The sequence below is a fragment of the Microbacterium sp. M28 genome, from assembly GCF_025836995.1.
In the GTDB taxonomy this organism is placed as follows: domain Bacteria; phylum Actinomycetota; class Actinomycetes; order Actinomycetales; family Microbacteriaceae; genus Microbacterium.
Genome location: NZ_CP107546.1, coordinates 2,542,960 through 2,563,417, shown reverse-complemented (window position 1 = coordinate 2,563,417; position 20,458 = coordinate 2,542,960). Strand labels below are relative to the sequence as shown.

Below are 20,458 nucleotides of genomic sequence, written 5' to 3'. Positions count from 1 at the left end.
CGTCGAAGGCATGGAGATCACGACCACCGACCTCGGGCTCGCCGCCCGCGTCCAGCATCTGAAGAAGTCCTACGGATCCGGCGATGCCGCGGTTCACGCGCTCGACGACGTGAGCGTCGGCATCCGGCGCGGACAGTTCACCGCCATCATGGGTCCCTCCGGTTCGGGCAAGTCCACGCTCATGCACATCATGGCCGGCCTCGACGCGCCGACCGAGGGGCGTGCATGGATCGGAGACACCGAGATCACCGGCCTCGGCGATCTCGAGCTCACGATCCTGCGCCGCCGTCGCGTCGGCTTCATCTTCCAGGCCTTCAACCTCGTGCCGACGCTCGACGCGATCGGCAACATCATGCTGCCGTTCGAGCTCGACGGCCGCCGGCCGAGTGCGATCGAGCGCGCGCGCATCGACGGGCTGGTCCAGACGCTCGGTCTCGGCTCCCGTCTGCGGCACCGTCCGCACCAGCTCTCCGGGGGTCAGCAGCAGCGCGTCGCGATCGCGCGGGCGCTCGCCACGGCCCCGGATCTCGTGTTCGCCGACGAGCCGACCGGGAACCTCGACTCGAAGACCGGGCGCGAGGTGCTGCAGCTGCTCTCGGACGCGAGCCGCGAGCACGGACAGTCCATCGCGATGGTCACGCATGACGCGATCGCCGCCAGCCATGCCGACCGCGTGCTGTACCTCGGCGACGGACGCATCGTCGCCGACCACCCCCGTCAGAGCGCCGAGCAGATCGCGGCCTACATGCTGGCCGCCGAGGTGGCCGCATGAGCGCCGCGATGGCGATCGCCGACACCGCGCGGACAGGCCCCCGTCTCGCGTGGCTGCGCGATCGGGGGATGGGGGCCAGCATCCTGGTCGCCGGCCTCGCCTCGGCGTTCGGAGTCGTGCTGGTCGAAGCGACCGCCTACATCGGCACGATGCTGAAGGCCGACCCGTACATCGGCGACAGCGGGACGCTCGCCGTCGTCGTCGCGATCCTCACGGTCCTGCTGATCGGCGTCGCGCTGTACGTCGCCGCGATCGTGACCGCGAACACCTTCTCGACCATCATCGCCGGCCGCACACGGCGGATCGCGCTCATGCGGCTGATCGGGGCCACGGCGCGCTCGCAGCGCGCGGAGGTCGCCAGGCAGGGCCTCGTGGTCGGACTCATCGGCGCCGTGCTCGGCCTCGCCGCGGGAATGCTCGTCTCCGTGCTCGGCCTCGTCCTCGCCGACCGTCTGCTCGGGGCTCTGCCTGAGTTCTCGCTCGCCCAGTACGCGATCGTCGTGCCGGCCGTCGGCGTCGCGCTCACGACCTGGGTCGCGGCCTGGGCCGGATCCCGTCGCGTGCTCTCCGTGACGCCGCTGCAGGCGATCGGCGGCGCGGTCGAGCGGACCCATGAGGATGCCGCAGGGCGTCCGGCCCGGCACGTCGGCGCCCTGATCCTCCTCATCGTCGGAGCCGCACTGCTGGTCTTCGGCATCATGGTGGGCCTGGTGACCCCGCTCGGCGTGGTCATCGCGTTCTTCGGCGGACTGCTCTCGTTCACCGGGCTTTCGCTCGGGGCCGTGCTCTTCATGCCGCCGGTGCTGCGGGCGGTCGGTCGGTTGTTCGGCACGTCGGCGACCGCCCGGCTCGCGGCCGAGAACGCGCTGCGATACCCGGAGCGTTCCAGCCGCATGGCGATCGGCGTCGTGATGGGCGTGACGCTCGTGACGATGTTCGCGGTGGCGTTGGAATCGGTGAAGGCGCTGCTGATCAAGGCCGCCGGGGGAGAGCTGGACGAGCAGTTCTCGATCATCATGGACAGCTTCGCCGCCGTCATGATGGTGCTGGTCGGCATCTCGGCGGTGATCGCCGCCGTCGGACTGGTGAACCTGCTGACCATCGGCGTCGTGCAGCGCCGACGCGAACTCGGGCTGCTGCGGGCGATCGGGCTGTCCAACAAACAGGTGCGACGCATGATCCTGCTGGAGGCGGCGCACATCACCATCACCGCAACGCTGACCGGGCTCGTGCTCGGTGTGCTGTACGGCTGGATCGCCGCGCAGTCGCTGCTCGCCTCGGTGCGGATGCCCCCGGACTTCGGAACCGCCGGTCTGGTCGCCCCCGCTGTGCCGTGGATCCCTCTGGTCGTGATCGTCGTCGCCACCGCCGTGCTCACGCTGGTCGCCGCGGCGACGCCCACCCGCCTCGCCACGAGAGTCGCGCCGGTCGAGGCTCTGGCCGTCGACTGACCGCCCACCCCGTCCGTTCCCCTTCGCGAGCTTGCTCTGCGGGGTGAGGCTTGGCCTGCCCAGGTCTGTCTCGCCTCGCAAGGCAAGTCTCGCGGCATGAATAGGCTGGAGGGATGCCGCAGCCGTTCGATCAGTCCGTGTATCAGGTCCGCTTCGAGTGGGGCATCGCTGGGCTGCAACGCCTGGCAGCGGCGGACGTCGTGGTCGTGGTCGACGTGCTGCGCTTCTCCTCGACGCTCCCGGATGTCGTGGCGGCGGGAGTCGACGTCGAGCTCGCTGACGCCGTCGAGTGGTCGTCGAACGGCGCCGCCGTGGCCGCAGCCGCATCGGAAGCCGCGACGGTGCTGATCGGAGGTCTGCGCAACGCCTCGGCCGTCGCGCGAGCGGTCATGGCGATCCAGGAGCAGCGTCAGCAGCGGACCTCCGTCGCTGTGATCGCAGCCGGAGAGCTGACGCCGGACGGCGGCCTGCGGTTCGCGATCGAGGACCAGCTCGGCGCCGGAGCCATCATCGCGGCGCTCGGTGACCTCGGCATCGATCACACATCCCCCGAAGCGGCCGTCGCCGCCGAATCGGCACGCGGACTCCGCGGCGCACTGCGCCACCTGCTCTCGGCATCCGGCTCCGGACGCGAGCTCGTGGACGGCGTCGCCTCGACCGCGCGCATGGCGGCATCCGGGATCTCCCCGGCGACGACGGCCGCCGCCGCCGAGCTGGATGCCGTCGACGTCGTCCCGGTGCTGCGTGGCGACCGGTTCGTCGCGTTCGACTGAACCGGGTCAGCGCGGCGTCTGCGCGGCCAGCTTCGTCGCGGCGGTGATCTCGCGGCGCGTCCACTCGAACTGGAATCGCGCGTCGTAACTGCGGGAGCACTTCGCGCAGCTGGTGGCGCGCGACGGGCGCCGGTGCCGGTAGGTCACGTGCCCTGCGGGACAGCGCCCGACCCACGGCGCCAGTTCGGTCGCCGTCTCGCCGTGGTGCGTCGTGCCGCCGACGTAGCCCAGTTCTCGGGCGACGCGCTGCCAGGCCGCGCCGTGGCCGGCCTGATGACCCGCGAGGGCGTGCGCGACCTCGTGCAGCAGCACCTGGTGGACCTCGTCATCGTCGAATCGGGCCGCGAGGTACCGCGACACGGAGATGCGCTTGGTGCGGTAGTCGCACTGTCCGGCTCGACGCTTGGCGTTGTCGAATCCGAACGTCCAGCTCTCGTCGAGATGCATTCGGATGAGCGCCTCGCCCCAGATGCGCACACGGTCCAATTCGGCCATACGATCAGGCTAGATCACCGCGCCGACATCCGCGCCGACATCGGCGCCGTCGCAACGCGTCAGATCGCGACCGGAGACTCCACGCGGCGTCGCTCGACGGTCTCGATCGCCAGCAGGACGGTCTCGAGGTCCTTGTCCTGCGCGCCGGTCTCGCGACGGAGGAACAGCGACTGTTTGAAGCTCTCCTTGGCCTGTTCGAAATCGCCGGAGTCGAGAGCGTTTTTGCCTCGATGCTGATGCGCGAACGCCGCGATCGACGCCCACCGCTGGCCCTCGGCCTCATCGGCGCAGGTCGCGAGCTCCTGATCGGCGGCGGCGTGGGCTCCGCGGTACTGCAGGATCGTGGCGTGCAGCACTCGGGCTCGAAGCACGTCCTTGCGGGTGCCGGCCATCCGTGCCTGTCGGACGGCCTCGTCCGCCAGCGTCAGCGCCTCGTCCAACCGATCGAGGACCTTCAGCAGCCAGACCCGCTCCAGCATCGCCGGCAGACTCCGCTGCGATTCGATCTCCGCGAGCCGCCGTGCGCACTCGGTCTCATCGACCAGTTCCCGAAGGGTGTCGGAGTCATAACCCCGGATGTAACTCATGTGCTCTCCCTTCCGCAGCGCCACCATCCAGTCTGCCCGCCGGTGCGCGCGCTCGCAGGGCGGCACGCCCCGGATGCCCAGATCGGTGTCGGATCGAGCGGCGTCAGCGCAGGAAGATCGATGCGTCCGGCTTCGGGGATGCCGTCGCATCGGCATCCGTGACGATCCGCGCTCCCTGGGCGAAGGCGGTCACCTCTGCGCCCTGCGCGATCTTGGCCGGGTGCGGACCGGCGGCCAGCATCCGGGGCAGCCATTCGGTCGGAAGAGGCGAGGCGGATGCCGCGATCACCAGATTGCCGAACCGGCGCCCCTTGAGCACTTGCGTGTCGGCGAGGACGGCCACCTCCGGGAGGACGGCCGAGATGGTCGCGACCTGCCTCCGGGCGAAGGCGAGTCCCGGTCCGTCCGCCACGTTCACGAGGAGGACCCCGGTCGGGGCCAGCAGGGTCGACAGCTCCCGATAGAACTCCACGCTCGTCAGGTGCGCGGGGGTCTGCGCGCCGGAGTACACGTCGGAGACGACGAGATCGCAGGATCCCGTCATGGCGGGCGGCAGGCGCGTCGCACCGTCGCGCGCGTCGCCGATGCGGATCCGGATCGACGCGCCTCGGGGAAGGGGGAGATGTTCGCGCACCAGAGCCGCGAGCGGAGCCTCGAGTTCGATCACCTGCTGGCGGGAACCCGGCCGTGTCGCCTCGATATAGCGCGGGATCGTCAGGGCCCCCGCGCCCAGATGCACCGCCGTCAGAGCCGAACCGGGCAGCTGGTCGATCACCGCGCCCATCCGGACGACGTACTCGAAATGCAGGTGGGTCGGGTCGTCCAGATCCACGTGCGACTGCGGCGTCCCGTCGACCACCAGTTCGAAACCGCTGGTGAACTCGCTGGGCTCGATGGTCGCGATTCCGCCGTGATCGAGGGTCGCCCTCGGATGCTCGACATCCCGTGCGCGCGACCGTCCCATGGTCCCCAGCGTACGTGTTACGGCTCGATGACGATCGTGTTCAGAAGTTGCAGGTAGTTTGTTAGTCGTGAATACTTTTTCCTGATCGACATGCATCCCAGCGTGGCGAGGCTGTTTTCAATGAGGAGATTTCACCGATGAAGAAGCGCATTCTTCCCCTCGTGGCGCTCGGCGTCACGGCGACGCTGGGCCTGGCGGCCTGCGCCGGCGACAGCGGCGGCAACGGCGGCGACAGCGCCAATGGCGAGGGCAAGACCCTCACCGTCTGGATCATGCAGGGCACCAACCCGGACTCCACCGCCTTCCTCGACGAGGTCGCCGCGGAGTTCAAGGAGGAGACCGGCGCGAAGGTCGAGTTCGAAGAGGTCCAGTGGGCTGACGCGCACGACCGTTTCGTGACCTCGATCGCCGGTGGCACGACCCCCGACATCGCGGAGACCGGCACCACCTGGACGGCCGAGTTCGCCGACGCCGGCGCCCTGCTGCCGATCGACGAGTACGTCGACGCCGAGGACGGCCTGCGCGACGACCTCGTCGAAGGCCTCGAGGTCGCGGGCACCTACGACGACGAGCTGTACGGCATGCCCTGGTACGCCGGCGTCCGCTCGATCATCTACCGCGCCGACATCTTCGAGGAGCTCGGACTCGAGGCTCCGAAGACCTGGGACGACATCATCGCCGCTGGCGAGGCCATCAAGGCCGCGCACCCCGAGATCATGCCGTTCCCGGTTCCCGGTGACGCCGAGTTCCAGGTCTACCCCTGGGTCTGGGGTGCAGGCGGCGAGATCGCCACGCTCGACGGCGACACCTGGACCAGCGAGATGGACAGCGCCGAGTCGCAGGAGGGCATCCAGTTCTACACGGATCTGGCCACCAAGCACGGCTTCTCGTCGGCCGGCGCCACGACGTGGAAGGAGACGGACCTGCGTGACGCGTTCGTCGCCGGCAACGTCGCCATGATGCTCTCGGGCTCCTGGACGCCGAACGCCATCCTCGAGGCCAACCCCGACCTCGAGGGCAAGCTCGGCGCAGCGGTCATCCCCGGAAAGGACGGCGGCATCGCCCCGTCCGTCCTCGGTGGATCGCACCTGTCGGTGTTCAACACCACCGAGAACGCCGACCTGGCGTGGAAGCTCGTCGAGCTCATGACCACCGGCGACTTCGCCGAGCAGTGGGCGAACGAGACGGGCTACTTCCCGGGCGTCCAGTCCGCGATGGAGGAGGCTCTCGCCTCGACCGACCCGCTCGTGGCTCCGTTCGCCGAGCAGATGGTGGAAGGCGGCGCATCCGTGCCCGTCACGCCGAACTTCGGCGCCGTCCAGGCGAAGAAGACGACGAACGCCATGATGCAGTCGATCCTCAGCGGACAGAAGGACGTCGAGACCGCGGCGAAGGATGCCGCGGCCGAGATGACCGAGCTGCTCAACCAGTAACAACAACTAAGGACGTATTCCTTCATGTCGATGGTGCAAGCACCAGTGCCGACCACCACGGAGGCGGGGAACACCCCCGCCTCCGTGGCCGGCGGCCGAAAGAGCCGGGTCCTCACATGGGCCAAGGCGCGACCGTGGGTGCTGCTGGCCCCAGGGCTGATCATCCTGGCGGGCCTCATGCTGTGGCCGCTGGTGCAGGTGTTCCTGTACTCGCTGCAGGACTACGGGCTTCGCGAGATCAACACCGGTGAGCCCAACTTCATCGGGTTCGAGAACTACATCGAGGCGCTGACGAACTCCACGCTGTGGAGCGTCGTGCTGCCGAACACCGTCGGCTTCGCCGCCGTCGCCGTGTTCACCACCGTCGCCCTCGGCACGCTCGTCGCGCTGCTGCTGGCCCGCCTCGGCACCCTCTGGCGCACCATCGTCTCCAGCTGCATCATGATCGCGTGGGCCATGCCCGCGGTCACGGGCACGTACGTCTGGACCTTCATCTTCGATGCCGACAAGGGCATCTTCAACGCCATGCTGCTGGAGCTGGGCCTCATCGACGGTCCGGTCAACTGGTTCACGAACCAGTGGTCGTTCTACGCCATCGTGCTGCTGAACGTCGTGCACCACGGCTTCCCGTTCGTCGCCGTCACGGTGCTGGCAGGGCTCCTCGGCGTCTCGAAGGAGATGCTCGAGGCCGCCGCTCTCGACGGCGCAGGCGCGTGGCGTCGCTTCTGGCAGATCATCTTCCCGACGCTGCGTCCGGTCTTCTCGGTCGTGATCATCCTGTCCACGATCTGGGACTTCAAGGTCTTCGCGCAGGTGTATCTGATGCCCGGCGGATCCGGATCGAACCGCACGGTGCTGAACCTCGGTGTGTGGTCGTACGTCGAGTCGTTCGGTCAGAACCGCTACGGCTTCGGTGCGGCGCTGGCCGTGCTGCTGACCCTCGTGCTGATCGGCATCACGATCGTGTACATCCGCTCGCTCATGAAGGAGGACGAACTGTGAGCACCCGTCCGTCCGTCCTCTCCCGCATCGGCATCGGCGTCGCCGTCGCCGCCATCCTGATCTTCACGCTGTTCCCCGTGTACTGGATGATCTCCAGCGCGTTCGACGCGAAGGCGTCCAGTGGTGGGCAGTCGTTCCTGCCGCAGGAGTTCACGTGGGACAACTTCGCCTACGTCCTCACCGACGGCGGTTTCGCCGTGTACCTGCGCAACTCGGCGATCGTCGCGATCGCGACCGTGCTCGTCAGCGCACTGGTCTGCCTGCTCGCGGCCGTCGCCGTGGCGCGGTTCCGCTTCAAGTTCCGCACCACGATCCTGATGATGATCCTCGTCGTGCAGATGGTGCCGCTCGAGGCACTCGTGATCCCGCTGTTCCTGCAGGTCAAGAGCTTCGGTCTGCTCAACACACTGCTGGGTCTGGTCATCGTCTACATCGCGCTTTCGCTCGCCTTCGGCATCTGGATGCTGCGCGGCTTCGTCGCCGCGGTGCCGATCGAGCTGGAGGAGGCCGCCTACATCGACGGTGCCAGCTGGTGGCGGATGTTCCGCTCCGTGCTGCTGCCGCTGGTGATGCCGGGCCTGGTCGCCACGAGCGTGTTCAGCTTCATCACGGCGTGGAACGAGTTCATCTTCGCCATGACGATGCTGGGCGGCGCGACCGACCAGTACACGGTCGCGATCGGTCTGAAGTCCTTCTTCGGCCTGCACTCGAATGACTGGGGCAGCATCATGGCCGCCTCGACGATCATCACGATCCCGGTCATGATCTTCTTCGTCATCGTCCAGCGCCGTCTGTCCGCCGGCCTCGTGTCGGGAGCCGTGAAGGGATGAGCGACGAGCTCACCCGCCTCGCGAACTCCGTCCTGTGGCCCGGCTTCCTCGGCACTGAGGCGCCGGAGTGGCTGCTCGCCGAACTCCGCGACGGCCTCGCCGGCGTGGTGTACTTCGGGCAGAACATGTCCGAGCGGCTCCCGGAGCTCAGCGCGGCGCTTCGTGCCGCGGCGCCTGATGCCCTCATCGGGATCGACGAGGAGGGCGGCAGCGTCACCCGCCTCGAGTCCGCGACGGGGTCGACCCTTCCCGGTGCCGCGCAGCTCGGTCGCGTCGACGACGTCACCGCGAGCCGGGCGACCGGCGCCGAGCTGGCCAGGCGTGCACGCGCCGCCGGCGTCGACGTCGTCCTCGGTCCGGTCGCGGACGTCAACACCGACCCGCGCAACCCGGTGATCGGTGTGCGTGCGTTCGGCGATGACGCGCAGCTCGTGGCCCGCCATGTCGCCGCGACGGTCGACGGCATCCAGTCCGGCGGTGCTGCGGCGTGCGTCAAGCACTTCCCGGGCCACGGCGACACGCACCTGGACTCGCACCACGCGTTGCCCGAGATCACGCTCGACACGTCCGTGATCGAGGACGTGCACCTCGAGCCCTTCCGTGCCGCGATCGCGGCCGGTGTGGACACGGTCATGACCGCGCACATCGTGGTTCCGGCCTGGGGCGAGAAGCCCGCGACGCTGAACCCCCTCGTGCTCGGAAAGCTCCGCGCGCTCGGCTTCGACGGCGTCATCATCACGGATGCCCTCGACATGGCAGCCGTGCGCGAGAGCGTCGGGCTCGGCGGGGGAGCGGTGCAGGCGCTCGCCGCCGGCGCCGACCTGCTCTGCATCGGCAATCCGACGAACCCCGGGGCTGCGGCTCTGCCTGACCAGGACGAACGCGACTTCTTCACGACGCGCGAGGCCATCGTCGCGGCGCTGCGCGACGGGTCGCTGCCGCGCGAGCGCGTCGAACAGGCCAGGGACCGCATCCTCGCGCTGTCCGCGAAGCTCAGGGCCGCGACGCCGGACACCGGCGACGCGTATGACGCGGCCGGAATCGTGCGCCGCGCGCTGCGAGTGGTCGGAGATCGGGGCGCCTCGGCATCCGCTCTCGCGGTCGTCGATGCGCGGCGGCGGTCGACCCTCGCCGTCGACAGCGCGGCCGGCTACGTGGCCGCGGCGCTCGCAGGAAACGGATTCCGGGTGCGGCTGGACGTCGAACGGGCGTCGGATGCCGAGCGGGATGCCGCACTCGAGGCCGCCACAGCCGATGCAGGGCGCCTCGTGCTGCTCGTGGACCGACCGGAGGTCGAGCCGGCCCAGCGCGCGCTCATCGAACGCGCAGCCGCGCTGGATGCCGAAGCGATCGTCGTCAACGTGGGACTGCCCGTTCGCGGCGATCTTGCGCTGCCGGTCATCGACGCGAGTGCCGCGAGTCGCATCTCCGCCGAGGTCGTGCGAGACCTCCTCACCCGCTGACCTGACCGGTTCTCCCCGGTTCGTCGAGCGCACCCCTCGCGTCCGCTGAGCGGGCGCCAGCTCCGTTCGCTGGGCGAGCGGAAAGCGGTCACCCCGCGACGGCAGCGGCGATCGCGTCATCCAGAGTCGCCCGACGGAACCGGAATCCGTCCTCGAGGAGCCGCCGCGGCACCGCGTGCTGGTCGGCCAGCAGCAGTTCTTCCGCCGCGAGGCCCATCCCGGCGCGCAGAGCGAACGCCGGCAACCGGAAGGCGTGCGGCCGGTGCAGAGCGCGGGCCAGCGCCGTGGTGACCTCCCGCGACGTCGCGGGACTCGGTGCGACCAGGTTGACCGGACCGGACAGATCCGATGCCGTGGCCAGATGCAGCAGTGCGCGGACTTCATCCTCGAGAGCGATCCACGGCCAGTGCTGGGTGCCGTTCCCGACCGTCGAACCCAGGCCGACGCGCGTGGCCAGCAGGAGCGGCGCGAGCGCGCCGCCGCGGGCCAGCACCAGGCCGGTGCGGGCGTGGACGATACGTGTCCGCGACGCAGCGGCGAGCGTGGCGGCCTCCCAGGCGAAGACGACATCGGCGAGAAATCCCTGTCCACGATCGGCATCCTCGGTGAGCTCCTCGCCGGGGCGATCGCCGTAGACCCCCACGGCGGACGCCGACACCCAGGCCGCCGGCGGACGTTCCGACTCCGCGATCGCGTGCGCGACGGCCGCGGTCACGTCGACCCTGCTGTCCAGGATCTCCGCACGGTAACGGCGGGACCAGGGCAGGTGGGACAGGCTCGCGCCGGAGAGGCTGACCACGGCATCCGCCCAGGCGATCGGCTCTGCCGGAGCCGAGCCGGATGCCGGATCCCAGCGGTACTCGGTCGCATCGACCGGATCGCGCCTCACGAGCGTGCGCACGTCATGTGCACCACGGGCGAGGTCGACCGTGGCCGAGCCGATCAGGCCTGATGCGCCGGTGAGGAGGATCCGCATGGCTCGAACATACCCGCGGGCGCGCCCCGGGGCGCGTGTTGCACCTGTTACACAGCCGATACCCGATCGCAACGCGTGTGGGATTGGATTCCTCGTGCGGGCTGGGTAGCGTCGAAGGATCACCGTATCCGGGAGCGACGACGCTCCCGGTGCGCGCAACGAAGCGCTATACAGGGAAGGCATCACCCATGCATCAGACACCTCTGCGACGGCGGGGAATCCTCGCCGTCACCGGCACGGCAGTCGCGGCACTGCTGCTCGCGGGCTGCGTGGCCAGCGAACGCGGCGACGACACCGGCGAAGGATCCGCCGAGGTCGACTCGACCTTCATCTTCGCGGCCTCCTCCGACCCGGCCAGCCTCGACCCCGCCTTCGCGCAGGACGGCGAGACGTTCCGCGTCTCCCGGCAGATCTTCGAGGGCCTCGTCGGCACCGAGCCGGGCACGGCCGACCCCGCCCCGCTGCTCGCGGAGTCGTGGGAATCCGCCGAGGACGGCATGTCGCACACCTTCACCCTCAAGGAGGGCGTCACCTTCCACGACGGCACTCCCTTCAACGCCGAGGCCGTGTGCGCGAACTTCGACCGCTGGTACAACTGGACCGGTCTCGCCGCCAGCGAGGCGTTCGGCTATTACTACAACAAGCTCTTCAAGGGTTATGCCTCGGACCCGGCGAACGCCGTGTACAAGTCCTGCTCGGCCGATGACGAGTCGACCGCCACGATCACGCTCAACAAGCCGTTCGCCGGCTTCATCCCCGCCCTGTCGCTGCCGGCGTTCGCCATGCAGAGCCCGACGGCGATGCAGGAGTTCGGCGCCGACGAGGTCGGCGGCTCCGCCGAGGCTCCGCAGATGTCGGAGTACGCGATGGGCCACCCGGCCGGCACCGGCCCGTTCCAGTTCGAGGAGTGGGCGCCCGGCGAGCAGGTCACACTGACCGCGTTCGAGGACTACTGGGGCGAGCCCGGTCAGATCGAGGAGATCATCTTCCGCACGATCGACGACCCGACGGCACGGCGCCAGTCGCTCGAGGCAGGCGACATCGACGGCTACGACCTGGTCGGCCCCGCCGACACCGCGGCCCTCGAGGAGGACGACTTCACCATGGTGTCCCGTCCGCCGTTCACGATCCTGTACCTGGCGTTCAACCAGGCGATTCCCGAGCTCCAGGACATCAAGGTGCGTCAGGCGCTGTCCCACGCGATCGACAAGGACGCCCTGATCACGCAGGTGCTGCCGGACGGCACCGAGAAGGCGACCCAGTTCATGCCGGACACGGTCAACGGCTACAACGACGGCGTCACGACGTACGACTACGACCCCGACATGGCCAAGCAGCTGCTCGAGGAGGCCGGCTACACCGAGGCGAACCCGCTGAAGCTGACCTTCAACTACCCGGTCAACGTCTCGCGTCCGTACATGCCGGACCCCGAGCAGATCTTCACCGTCCTGTCCTCGCAGCTCGCCGAGGTGGGCGTGGAGACCACCCCGGTCTCCGAGGAGTGGGTCGAATACCTCGACCGCACCACCGGCACCGCCGACCACGGCATCCACCTGCTGGGCTGGACCGGTGACTACAACGACACCGACAACTTCGTCGGCGTCTTCTTCGGCCAGCAGAGCTCGGAGTGGGGCTTCGACAACCCGGAGCTGTTCCAGAAGCTCGCCGAGGCCCGTGGCGTCTCCAACCTCGAGGAGCAGACGCCGCTGTACGAGGAGATCAACGAGGATGTGGCGCAGTTCATCCCCGGCGTTCCGCTCGCGCACCCGGCCCCGACCCTGGCGTTCGACCCGCGGGTCGAGAGCTATCCGGCCAGCCCGGTGAACGACGAGGTCTTCACGGACATCGTCCTGACCGAGTGATCACCTGCGTCCGGCCCCCGTCGCGCGACGCACGACGGGGACCGGACGCACCCGGAAACCGGAGACCTATCCGTGCTGCGCACCATCGGCAGGCGACTGCTGCTTCTCATTCCCACCCTGTTCGGGCTGAGCATTCTGCTCTTCGCCTGGGTCAGGGCCCTCCCCGGCGGCCCCGCGGTCGCCCTCCTCGGCGAAAAGGCGACGCCGGAGGCGATCGAACGCGTCAACGAGCTGTACGGCTTCAACGAACCGCTGATCCAGCAGTACTTCACGTGGATCGGACGGCTTCTGCAGGGCGACTTCGGAACGTCGATCCAGACGAATCGACCCGTCACGGAGGAGTTCATGCGCCGCTTCCCGGCGACCATCGAGCTCTCCGTCGCCGCGCTGATCATCGCGATCGGCATCGGCATCCCGCTCGGTTACTGGGCCGCCCGTCGTCATGGCAAGCTCACCGATCACGCCTCGGTCATCCTGAGCCTGGTCGGCATCACCATCCCGGTGTTCTTCCTCGCGTTCATCCTCAAATACGTCTTCGCCGTCCAGCTCGGCTGGCTGCCGGCCGACGGCAGGCAGAACCCGCGGATAGATGCCACGCATCCCACGGGCTTCTACGTGTGGGACGGCATCATCACGGGGGAGCTGGATGCCTCGTGGGACGCGATCCTGCACCTGATCCTGCCCGCGCTGGCGCTCGGCACCATCCCGCTGGCGATCATCGTCCGCATCACCAGGGCCAGCGTCCTGGAGGTGCAGAACGCCGACTACGTCCGAACCGGTCGCGCCAAGGGCGTGGCACCGGGGACGCTGCGCAACAGGTTCATCCTGCGTAACGCCATGCTGCCGGTCATCACCACTATCGGCTTGCAGGCGGGTCTGCTGATCTCCGGCGCCGTCCTGACGGAGACCGTGTTCGCCTTCCCGGGGATCGGCTCGTTCCTGGCGAGAGCGATCTTCACCCGTGACTTCCCGGTGCTGCAGGGGTTCATCATCTTCATCGCGATCGCCTATGCGCTGATCAACCTCGCCGTGGACGTCTCCTACAGCGTGATCGACCCGAGAGTGAGGGTCCAATGACCTCGCCCATCCTCCCGCCGGCGCAGGGCGCCGGACTGATCGACACCGTCGCCGTCGCCCAGGAAGGGCTGAAGAGCAGCGGCGGGTTCTGGCATGACGTCTTCCGGCGGCTCCGGCGCAACCCGACCGCGTGGATCGGCGCGGCCATCGTGCTGCTGTTCCTGCTCGTCGCCGCGCTGGCGCCGATCCTGGCGCCGTATCCCGAGACGGCGCTGCCCGGCGCGAAGTACATCACGCCGACGCAGATCCCGGGACCGGGGGAGCTGCCGCAGTTTCCGCTGGGACTGGACCGTTTCGGCGGCGACGTGCTGTCCAAACTGATCTGGGGCGCGCAGGCATCCCTCATGGTCGGTGTGGTGTCGACCGCGCTCGGTCTGGTCGGCGGCATGATCCTCGGCCTCGTCGCCGGGACGTTCGGCGGCTGGGTGGACACGTTCATCATGCGCATCGTCGACATCATCCTGTCGGTGCCCAACCTGCTGCTCGCGGTGTCCATCGCCGCGATCCTCGGGCAGACGCCGTACGCCGTGATGATCGCGATCGGGGCGTCGCAGGTGCCGATCTTCGCCCGCCTGCTGCGGGCGTCGATGCTGCAGCAGCGCTCGAGCGACTACGTGCTCTCGGCGCAGACGCTCGGGCTCGGACGCGGCACGATCACGATGTCGCACGTGCTGCCGAACGCGATCGGCCCCGTGATCGTGCAGGGGACGCTCACGCTCGCCACGGCCGTCATCGATGCCGCGGCGCTGTCCTTCCTGGGGCTCGGCGGCGGACGGCCCGAAACGGCCGAATGGGGCCGGATGCTGACCTACGCGCAGGCCGAGCTGGCGATCGCCCCCTGGCTGGCGTTCCTACCAGGCATCTGCATCGCTGTCACCGCGCTCGGCTTCACGCTGTTCGGCGAGGCGCTGCGAGAAGCGATGGACCCGAGGACGAGGGCACGGTGAGTGCCATGAAGGACACGAACATGAACGAGGAGCCGCTGCTGCAGGTCGAGGGCCTGACGGTCGACTTCACCACGATGGACGGCGTCGTGCACGCCGTCGAGGGAGTGGACCTGGAGATCGCCGCCGGACAGACCGTCGCGATCGTGGGGGAGTCCGGCTCCGGCAAGTCCACGACTGCCATGGCGATCATCGGACTGCTCGCCGGCGGAGGCCGGGTCACGGCGGGGAGCATCCGGATGGACGGACGGGAGATCGCCCACGCGCCGGAGCACGAGATGCGCAGGATCCGCGGACGTCACATCGGGCTCGTGCCGCAGGACCCGATGTCCAATCTCAACCCGGTCGCGAAGATCGGCACGCAGGTCGCCGAGACCCTGCTGGTGCATGGTCTGGCGAACAGGCAGAACGTGTCGGCGAAGGTCGTCGAGGCGCTGCAGGCGGCAGGGCTCCCCGAGGCCGAGCGGCGCGCGAAGCAGTACCCGCACGAGTTCTCGGGCGGGATGCGACAGCGCGCTCTGATCGCGATCGGGCTCGCCTGCAAGCCCAGGCTGCTCATCGCGGACGAGCCGACCAGCGCACTGGACGTCACCGTGCAGCAGACGATCCTCGACCAGATCGGTGAGATGACGCGCGAGCTGGGCACGGCGGTGCTGCTGATCACGCACGATCTGGGCCTGGCTGCCGAGCGCGCCGAGCGCGTGATCGTGATGCACAGGGGAAAGGTCGTCGAACAGGGACCTGCGAGGCAGATCCTCGAGGCGCCGCAGCATCCGTACACCCAGTCGCTCGTGCAGGCGGCACCGTCCGTCGCGGCCGTGCGGCTGATCCCGCAGGCGGCCGTCGTCGAACCGGCGGAGCCACCGGCGGCGGATGAGGCGGCCTCGGCCCCGGCGGCCGATCACATCGTCGAGATCGAGAATCTCACCAAGGTGTACCCGGTTCGGGGTCGCAAGGAGGACTTCGTCGCCGTGAACGACGTGTCGCTCGCGATCCCTCGCGGCGAGACCGTCGCGATCGTCGGAGAGTCGGGCTCCGGCAAGACCACCACCGCCAGGATGCTGCTGAAGGTGGTCGAGCCGACCAGCGGCACGATCCGCTTCGACGGCAAGGACATCGCGAGCATGGACAGGGCCGAGACGCGCTCGTTCCGGCAGCGCGTGCAGCCGATCTTCCAGGACCCGTACTCGAGCCTGAACCCGATGTTCACGATCGAGCGGCTGATCGGCGAGCCGCTGGAGTTCTACAGGCGCGGAGGCCGCTCCGACCGCCGTGCACGCGTGCGCAAGCTGCTCGACGACGTCGCCCTGCCGCAGTCGATGCTGCGCCGCTACCCGTCGGAACTGTCCGGCGGTCAGCGCCAGCGCGTCGCGATCGCCAGGGCTCTGGCGCTGTCGCCGGATCTCGTGGTGTGCGACGAGCCGGTGTCCGCCCTGGACGTGCTCGTGCAGGATCAGATCCTCACGCTGCTGGGCGACCTGCAGCGGGAGTACGGACTGAGCTACCTGTTCATCTCGCACGACCTGGCGGTCGTGCGGCTGATCAGCGACTACGTCTGCGTCATGAAGGACGGCTCCCTGGTCGAGGCGGCGAGCTCCGAGGAGATCTTCACCAATCCGCGCGACCCGTACACGCGGCGTCTGCTCGCGTCGATCCCCGGAAACGAACTGAACATCGCCTCCTGAGATGCCCTTGCGGGGCGGTGGTGCGAGGACTAGCGTCACAGGCGCACGACGACGATGCCGTGCCCGAGTCGCCGTCGGCGACGACCCGGTGTTCCTCTGGGGTTAGGAAGACCAATGAAGAAGATGATGCTGACGTGCGCCCTCGCGCTCGGACTCGTGCTCGGCAGCGGCGGCGCCGCGATGGCCGGGGAGTACGACGGGCAGGGCGGCGATGTCAGGGGCGGTGAGAAGGCGCACTCCGCGTGCCACTTCTCCGGACGCGACCTGCCGGACGACGTCGAGGACAACCCTCCCAGGTTCGACGACGACGAGGTGACGGGCGGACACGTGCAGAGCTACGGGATGATCGTGCGCGCCGACGGGAAGGGCACGGCTCCGAGTCCGGGCGTGGCCTGCCGCGGCAACGCCGTCTTCGAGGAGTGACGCGCGAGTGGTGGTGGATTCCGGAGGCTTTTACCGCAGCATCCGAAAATGGTCAAGGACCTGACTGGACATGTCGCGAAATTCGACGTATAGTTGATCTTTGCGTTCGTATCTCCCTGCCCTCATATGGTGGTCGGCAGATGTTGAGCTCTCGAACGCACTCCACCTGACGACAAAGGAATCGAGAAGCCCTGCGGGGCTCACGGAGGTTATTCCCTTGGCTGCTGCTCGCAACGCATCCACATCCACCACCACCAAGAACGGACGCGGAGCATCCCGCCTCTCGTTCGCCAAGATCTCCGACACGCTGACGGTCCCCGACCTTCTCGCGCTGCAGACCGAGTCGTTCGACTGGCTCGTCGGCAACGAGGCCTGGAAGGCCCGCGTCGCCGAGGCCCGCGAGGCCGGCCGCAAGGACGTCAACGAGGTTTCGGGACTCGAGGAGATCTTCGAGGAGATCTCCCCGATCGAAGACCTCAGCGAAACCATGCAGCTGAGCTTCACGAACCCGTACCTCGAGCCCGAGAAGTACTCGATCGACGAGTGCAAGGAGCGCGGCAAGACGTACGCCGCGCCGCTGTACGTCGAGGCCGAGTTCATGAACCACCAGACCGGTGAGATCAAGACGCAGACCGTCTTCATGGGCGACTTCCCGCTGCAGACCGGCAAGGGAACGTTCATCATCAACGGCACCGAGCGCGTCGTCGTCTCGCAGCTGGTCCGCTCGCCGGGTGTCTACTTCGACAAGACGCCGGACAAGACGTCCGACAAGGACATCGTCTCCGCGCGCGTCATCCCCAGCCGTGGTGCATGGCTCGAGTTCGAGATCGACAAGCGCGACCAGGTCGGCGTGCGCATCGACCGCAAGCGCAAGCAGTCCGTCACCGTGTTCCTCAAGGCCCTCGGCCTGTCGAGCGAGGACATCCTCGCCGAGTTCGCCGGCTTCCCCTCCATCGAGGAGACCCTGGCGAAGGACACCATCCTCACCAAGGAAGACGCGCTGCGCGACATCTACCGCAAGCTCCGTCCGGGCGAGCAGGTCGCCGCCGAGGCCGCCCGCGCGCTGCTGGACAACTTCTACTTCAACGCCAAGCGCTACGACCTGGCGAAGGTCGGTCGTTACAAGATCAACCAGAAGCTCGGCCTGGATGCCGCGCTGAACGAGTCGGTCCTGACCGTCGACGACATCGTCGCGACCATCAAGTACCTGGTGCGTCTGCACCGCGGCGACGAGTCCTTCGAGGGCATCCGCGGCGGCAAGAAGGCCGAGATCCGTCTGGCCGTCGACGACATCGACAACTTCGGCAACCGCCGCATCCGCGCGGTCGGCGAGCTGATCCAGAACCAGGTCCGCACGGGTCTGTCCCGCATGGAGCGCGTCGTCCGCGAGCGCATGACCACGCAGGACATCGAGGCCATCACGCCGCAGACCCTGATCAACGTGCGCCCCGTCGTCGCCGCGATCAAGGAGTTCTTCGGAACCTCGCAGCTGTCGCAGTTCATGGACCAGAACAACCCGCTCGCGGGTCTGACCCACAAGCGCCGCCTGTCCGCCCTGGGCCCCGGTGGTCTGTCGCGTGACCGCGCCGGTGTCGAGGTCCGTGACGTCCACCCGTCGCACTACGGCCGCATGTGCCCCATCGAGACGCCTGAAGGCCCGAACATCGGTCTGATCGGCTCGCTGGCCACCTTCGCGCGCATCAACTCGTTCGGCTTCATCGAGACCCCGTACCGCAAGGTCGTCGCCGGTCGCGTGACCGAGGAGATCGTGTACCTCACGGCATCCGAGGAAGCTGAGCACGTCGTCGCCCAGGCGAACGCCATCCTGAAGAAGGACGGCCACTTCGCCGACGAGCGCGTTCTCGCCCGTCGTGGCCGCGACGGCGAGGTGGACCTGTTCCACCCCGAGGAGATCGGCTTCATGGACGTCTCGCCGCGCCAGATGGTGTCGGTCGCGACCTCGCTCGTGCCGTTCCTCGAGCACGATGACGCTCAGCGCGCCCTCATGGGCGCCAACATGCAGCGTCAGGCCGTGCCGCTGCTTCGCAGCGACTCCCCGCTGGTCGGAACCGGTATGGAGGGCTTCGCGGCCATCGACGCCGGTGACGTCCTCACCGCCGAGAAGGCCGGTGTCGTCACGGAGGTCTCCGCGGACCGCGTCGTCGTCATGCTCGACGAGGGTGGGACGCAGGAGTACTACCTGCGCAAGTTCGACCGCTCCAACCAGGGCACGTCGTACAACCAGAAGGTCGTCGTCTCCGCCGGTGAGCGCGTGGAGAAGGGCGAGGTCATCGCCGATGGCCCCGCGACCGAGAACGGTGAGCTGGCCCTCGGGAAGAACCTCCTCGTCGCGTTCATGACGTGGGAGGGCTACAACTTCGAGGACGCCATCATCCTGAGCCAGGACCTGGTGAAGGACGACACCCTCTCGTCGATCCACATCGAGGAGTACGAGGTCGACGCCCGCGACACGAAGCTGGGCAAGGAGGAGATCACCCGTGACCTCCCCAATGTCAGCCCCGAGCTGCTGAAGGACCTGGACGAGCGCGGCATCATCCGCATCGGCGCCGAGGTCCGCCCCGGCGACATCCTGGTCGGCAAGGTCACGCCGAAGGGCGAGACCGAGCTGAGCGCCGAGGAGCGCCTGCTCCGCGCGATCTTCAACGAGAAGAGCCGCGAGGTCCGCGACACGTCCCTGAAGGTGCCCCACGGCGAGCAGGGAACGATCATCGCGGTCAAGGAGTTCAACGCCGAGGACGGCGACGACGAGCTCGGCAGCGGCGTCAACCGTCGCGTCGTGGTCTACATCGCCCAGAAGCGCAAGATCACCGAGGGCGACAAGCTCGCCGGCCGCCACGGCAACAAGGGTGTCATCGCGAAGATCCTCCCGATCGAGGACATGCCGTTCCTGTCGGACGGCACCCCGGTCGACATCGTGCTGAACCCGCTCGGCATCCCCGGTCGAATGAACTTCGGCCAGGTGCTGGAGACCCACCTCGGGTGGATCGCCAAGCAGGGCTGGAAGGTCGAGGGCACCCCGGAGTGGGCTGTGAACCTGCCGGAGGACGCCTTCGAGGCCGCCCCAGGCACCAAGGTCGCGACCCCGGTGTTCGACGGCGCTGCAGAGCAGGAGATCGCAGGTCTGCTCGACTCGACGCTGCCGACGCGCGACGGTGTCCGTCTGATCGACTCGAGCGGCAAGACGCAGCTGTTCGACGGTCGCTCGGGGGAGCCCTTCCCGATGCCGATCTCGGTGGGCTACATGTACATCCTGAAGCTGCACCACCTCGTCGACGACAAGATCCACGCGCGTTCGACCGGTCCGTACTCGATGATCACCCAGCAGCCGCTCGGTGGTAAGGCGCAGTTCGGTGGACAGCGCTTCGGTGAGATGGAGGTGTGGGCCCTCGAGGCCTACGGCGCCGCCTACGCACTGCAGGAGCTCCTCACGATCAAGTCCGACGACATCCTCGGCCGCGTCAAGGTCTACGAGGCGATCGTCAAGGGCGAGAACATCCAGGAGCCGGGCATTCCGGAATCGTTCAAGGTGCTCATGAAGGAGATGCAGTCGCTCTGCCTGAACGTCGAGGTCCTCTCGGCCGACGGCACGGCGGTCAACCTCCGCGACACCGACGACGAGGCCTTCCGCGCAGCTGAGGAGCTGGGAATCAACATCTCCAGCCGCTTCGAGTCCGCTTCGATCGACGAGATCTGATCTCGT

17 protein-coding genes are annotated in these 20,458 nt (G+C 68.3%); 13 read left to right on the top strand and 4 right to left on the bottom strand.

All coding sequences use genetic code 11. The features are described from left to right. Positions 1 to 10 precede the first annotated feature (10 nt). The 3 genes from OED01_RS12500 (at position 11) to OED01_RS12490 (ending at position 2,996) form a co-directional block, all read left to right on the top strand. Positions 11 to 772 carry an ABC transporter ATP-binding protein gene (locus OED01_RS12500; RefSeq protein WP_264155608.1) on the top strand — a complete coding sequence of 254 codons (762 nt, stop codon included), beginning with the start codon at positions 11 to 13 and terminating at the stop codon, positions 770 to 772. Next, entirely contained in the window at positions 769 to 2,223 is a 1,455-nt protein-coding gene (locus tag OED01_RS12495; protein ID WP_264155607.1) for an ABC transporter permease, read from the top strand. The genes OED01_RS12500 and OED01_RS12495 overlap by 4 nt, the downstream gene beginning before the upstream one ends. 113 nt (positions 2,224 to 2,336) lie before the next feature. After that, complete coding sequence (locus OED01_RS12490; protein WP_264155606.1) at positions 2,337 to 2,996, top strand: 2-phosphosulfolactate phosphatase; 660 nt, start codon at positions 2,337 to 2,339, stop codon at positions 2,994 to 2,996. A 6-nt stretch (positions 2,997 to 3,002) separates the two neighbouring features. Here OED01_RS12490 and OED01_RS12485 read toward each other — a convergent pair whose 3' ends face one another. The 3 genes from OED01_RS12485 to OED01_RS12475 all read right to left on the bottom strand — a co-directional run bounded on the left by OED01_RS12485 (position 3,003) and on the right by OED01_RS12475 (position 5,042). Beyond that, complete coding sequence (locus OED01_RS12485) at positions 3,003 to 3,491, bottom strand: SprT-like domain-containing protein (protein ID WP_264155605.1); 489 nt, start codon at positions 3,489 to 3,491, stop codon at positions 3,003 to 3,005. A 59-nt stretch (positions 3,492 to 3,550) separates the two neighbouring features. Beyond that, entirely contained in the window at positions 3,551 to 4,078 is a 528-nt protein-coding gene (locus OED01_RS12480) for a hypothetical protein (protein WP_264155604.1), read from the bottom strand. 103 nt (positions 4,079 to 4,181) lie between these two features. Continuing rightward, entirely contained in the window at positions 4,182 to 5,042 is an 861-nt protein-coding gene (locus OED01_RS12475) for a spermidine synthase (protein WP_264155603.1), read from the bottom strand. Positions 5,043 to 5,179: 137 nt separating this feature from the next. On the opposite strand from OED01_RS12475, the gene OED01_RS12470 reads away from it, so the two are divergent. Genes OED01_RS12470 through OED01_RS12455 form a run of 4 tightly spaced genes read left to right on the top strand, consistent with a single transcriptional unit; the run spans position 5,180 to position 9,770 of the window. After that, entirely contained in the window at positions 5,180 to 6,475 is a 1,296-nt protein-coding gene (locus tag OED01_RS12470; RefSeq protein ID WP_264155602.1) for a sugar ABC transporter substrate-binding protein, read from the top strand. A gap of 24 nt (positions 6,476 to 6,499) precedes the next feature. After that, on the top strand, positions 6,500 to 7,477 hold the full coding sequence (locus tag OED01_RS12465) for a carbohydrate ABC transporter permease (protein ID WP_264155601.1): 978 nt from the start codon (positions 6,500 to 6,502) through the stop codon (positions 7,475 to 7,477). Further along, positions 7,474 to 8,307, top strand: a complete 834-nt coding sequence (locus tag OED01_RS12460) for a carbohydrate ABC transporter permease (protein ID WP_264155600.1) — start codon at positions 7,474 to 7,476, stop codon at positions 8,305 to 8,307. The genes OED01_RS12465 and OED01_RS12460 overlap by 4 nt, the downstream gene beginning before the upstream one ends. Next, positions 8,304 to 9,770 (top strand): glycoside hydrolase family 3 protein, encoded by a 1,467-nt coding sequence (locus OED01_RS12455; protein WP_264155599.1) that lies wholly within the window; start codon positions 8,304 to 8,306, stop codon positions 9,768 to 9,770. Before OED01_RS12460 ends, OED01_RS12455 begins: the two co-directional genes overlap by 4 nt. Before the next feature lie 88 nt (positions 9,771 to 9,858). Here the strand turns inward: OED01_RS12455 and OED01_RS12450 are convergent, their stop codons facing one another. Continuing rightward, a complete protein-coding gene (locus tag OED01_RS12450; RefSeq protein ID WP_264155598.1) occupies positions 9,859 to 10,746 on the bottom strand; it encodes a TIGR01777 family oxidoreductase in 888 nt (295 codons plus the stop codon). A 188-nt stretch (positions 10,747 to 10,934) separates the two neighbouring features. Between OED01_RS12450 and OED01_RS12445 the strand changes: the two genes are divergently transcribed. The 6 genes from OED01_RS12445 (at position 10,935) to rpoB (ending at position 20,452) form a co-directional block, all read left to right on the top strand. Continuing rightward, the gene (locus OED01_RS12445; RefSeq protein ID WP_264155597.1) at positions 10,935 to 12,608 is read left to right on the top strand and encodes an ABC transporter substrate-binding protein; all 1,674 of its coding nucleotides are present in this window, start codon (positions 10,935 to 10,937) and stop codon (positions 12,606 to 12,608) included. 72 nt (positions 12,609 to 12,680) lie between these two features. Continuing rightward, positions 12,681 to 13,685, top strand: a complete 1,005-nt coding sequence (locus tag OED01_RS12440) for an ABC transporter permease (protein ID WP_264155596.1) — start codon at positions 12,681 to 12,683, stop codon at positions 13,683 to 13,685. Next, a complete protein-coding gene (locus OED01_RS12435) occupies positions 13,682 to 14,632 on the top strand; it encodes an ABC transporter permease (RefSeq protein ID WP_264155595.1) in 951 nt (316 codons plus the stop codon). Before OED01_RS12440 ends, OED01_RS12435 begins: the two co-directional genes overlap by 4 nt. Positions 14,633 to 14,637: 5 nt before the next feature. Continuing rightward, positions 14,638 to 16,314, top strand: coding sequence for an ABC transporter ATP-binding protein (locus OED01_RS12430; protein WP_264155594.1), 1,677 nt, complete (start codon positions 14,638 to 14,640; stop codon positions 16,312 to 16,314). A 114-nt stretch (positions 16,315 to 16,428) separates the two neighbouring features. Beyond that, the gene (locus OED01_RS12425; RefSeq protein ID WP_264155593.1) at positions 16,429 to 16,737 is read left to right on the top strand and encodes a hypothetical protein; all 309 of its coding nucleotides are present in this window, start codon (positions 16,429 to 16,431) and stop codon (positions 16,735 to 16,737) included. A gap of 217 nt (positions 16,738 to 16,954) precedes the next feature. Then, positions 16,955 to 20,452, top strand: coding sequence for a DNA-directed RNA polymerase subunit beta (gene rpoB / locus OED01_RS12420; protein WP_264155592.1), 3,498 nt, complete (start codon positions 16,955 to 16,957; stop codon positions 20,450 to 20,452). Positions 20,453 to 20,458: the final 6 nt, after the last annotated feature.

Bases quoted from the DNA above. Each gene is read 5' to 3' on its own strand.
- OED01_RS12500 (WP_264155608.1), top strand. From the start codon at position 11: ATGGAGATCACGACCACCGACCTCGGGCTCGCCGCCCGCGTCCAGCAT.
- OED01_RS12495 (WP_264155607.1), top strand. From the start codon at position 769: ATGAGCGCCGCGATGGCGATCGCCGACACCGCGCGGACAGGCCCCCGT.
- OED01_RS12490 (WP_264155606.1), top strand. From the start codon at position 2,337: ATGCCGCAGCCGTTCGATCAGTCCGTGTATCAGGTCCGCTTCGAGTGG.
- OED01_RS12485 (WP_264155605.1), bottom strand. From the start codon at position 3,491: ATGGCCGAATTGGACCGTGTGCGCATCTGGGGCGAGGCGCTCATCCGA.
- OED01_RS12480 (WP_264155604.1), bottom strand. From the start codon at position 4,078: ATGAGTTACATCCGGGGTTATGACTCCGACACCCTTCGGGAACTGGTC.
- OED01_RS12475 (WP_264155603.1), bottom strand. From the start codon at position 5,042: ATGGGACGGTCGCGCGCACGGGATGTCGAGCATCCGAGGGCGACCCTC.
- OED01_RS12470 (WP_264155602.1), top strand. From the start codon at position 5,180: ATGAAGAAGCGCATTCTTCCCCTCGTGGCGCTCGGCGTCACGGCGACG.
- OED01_RS12465 (WP_264155601.1), top strand. From the start codon at position 6,500: ATGTCGATGGTGCAAGCACCAGTGCCGACCACCACGGAGGCGGGGAAC.
- OED01_RS12455 (WP_264155599.1), top strand. From the start codon at position 8,304: ATGAGCGACGAGCTCACCCGCCTCGCGAACTCCGTCCTGTGGCCCGGC.
- OED01_RS12450 (WP_264155598.1), bottom strand. From the start codon at position 10,746: ATGCGGATCCTCCTCACCGGCGCATCAGGCCTGATCGGCTCGGCCACG.
- OED01_RS12445 (WP_264155597.1), top strand. From the start codon at position 10,935: ATGCATCAGACACCTCTGCGACGGCGGGGAATCCTCGCCGTCACCGGC.
- OED01_RS12435 (WP_264155595.1), top strand. From the start codon at position 13,682: ATGACCTCGCCCATCCTCCCGCCGGCGCAGGGCGCCGGACTGATCGAC.
- OED01_RS12430 (WP_264155594.1), top strand. From the start codon at position 14,638: ATGAAGGACACGAACATGAACGAGGAGCCGCTGCTGCAGGTCGAGGGC.
- OED01_RS12425 (WP_264155593.1), top strand. From the start codon at position 16,429: ATGAAGAAGATGATGCTGACGTGCGCCCTCGCGCTCGGACTCGTGCTC.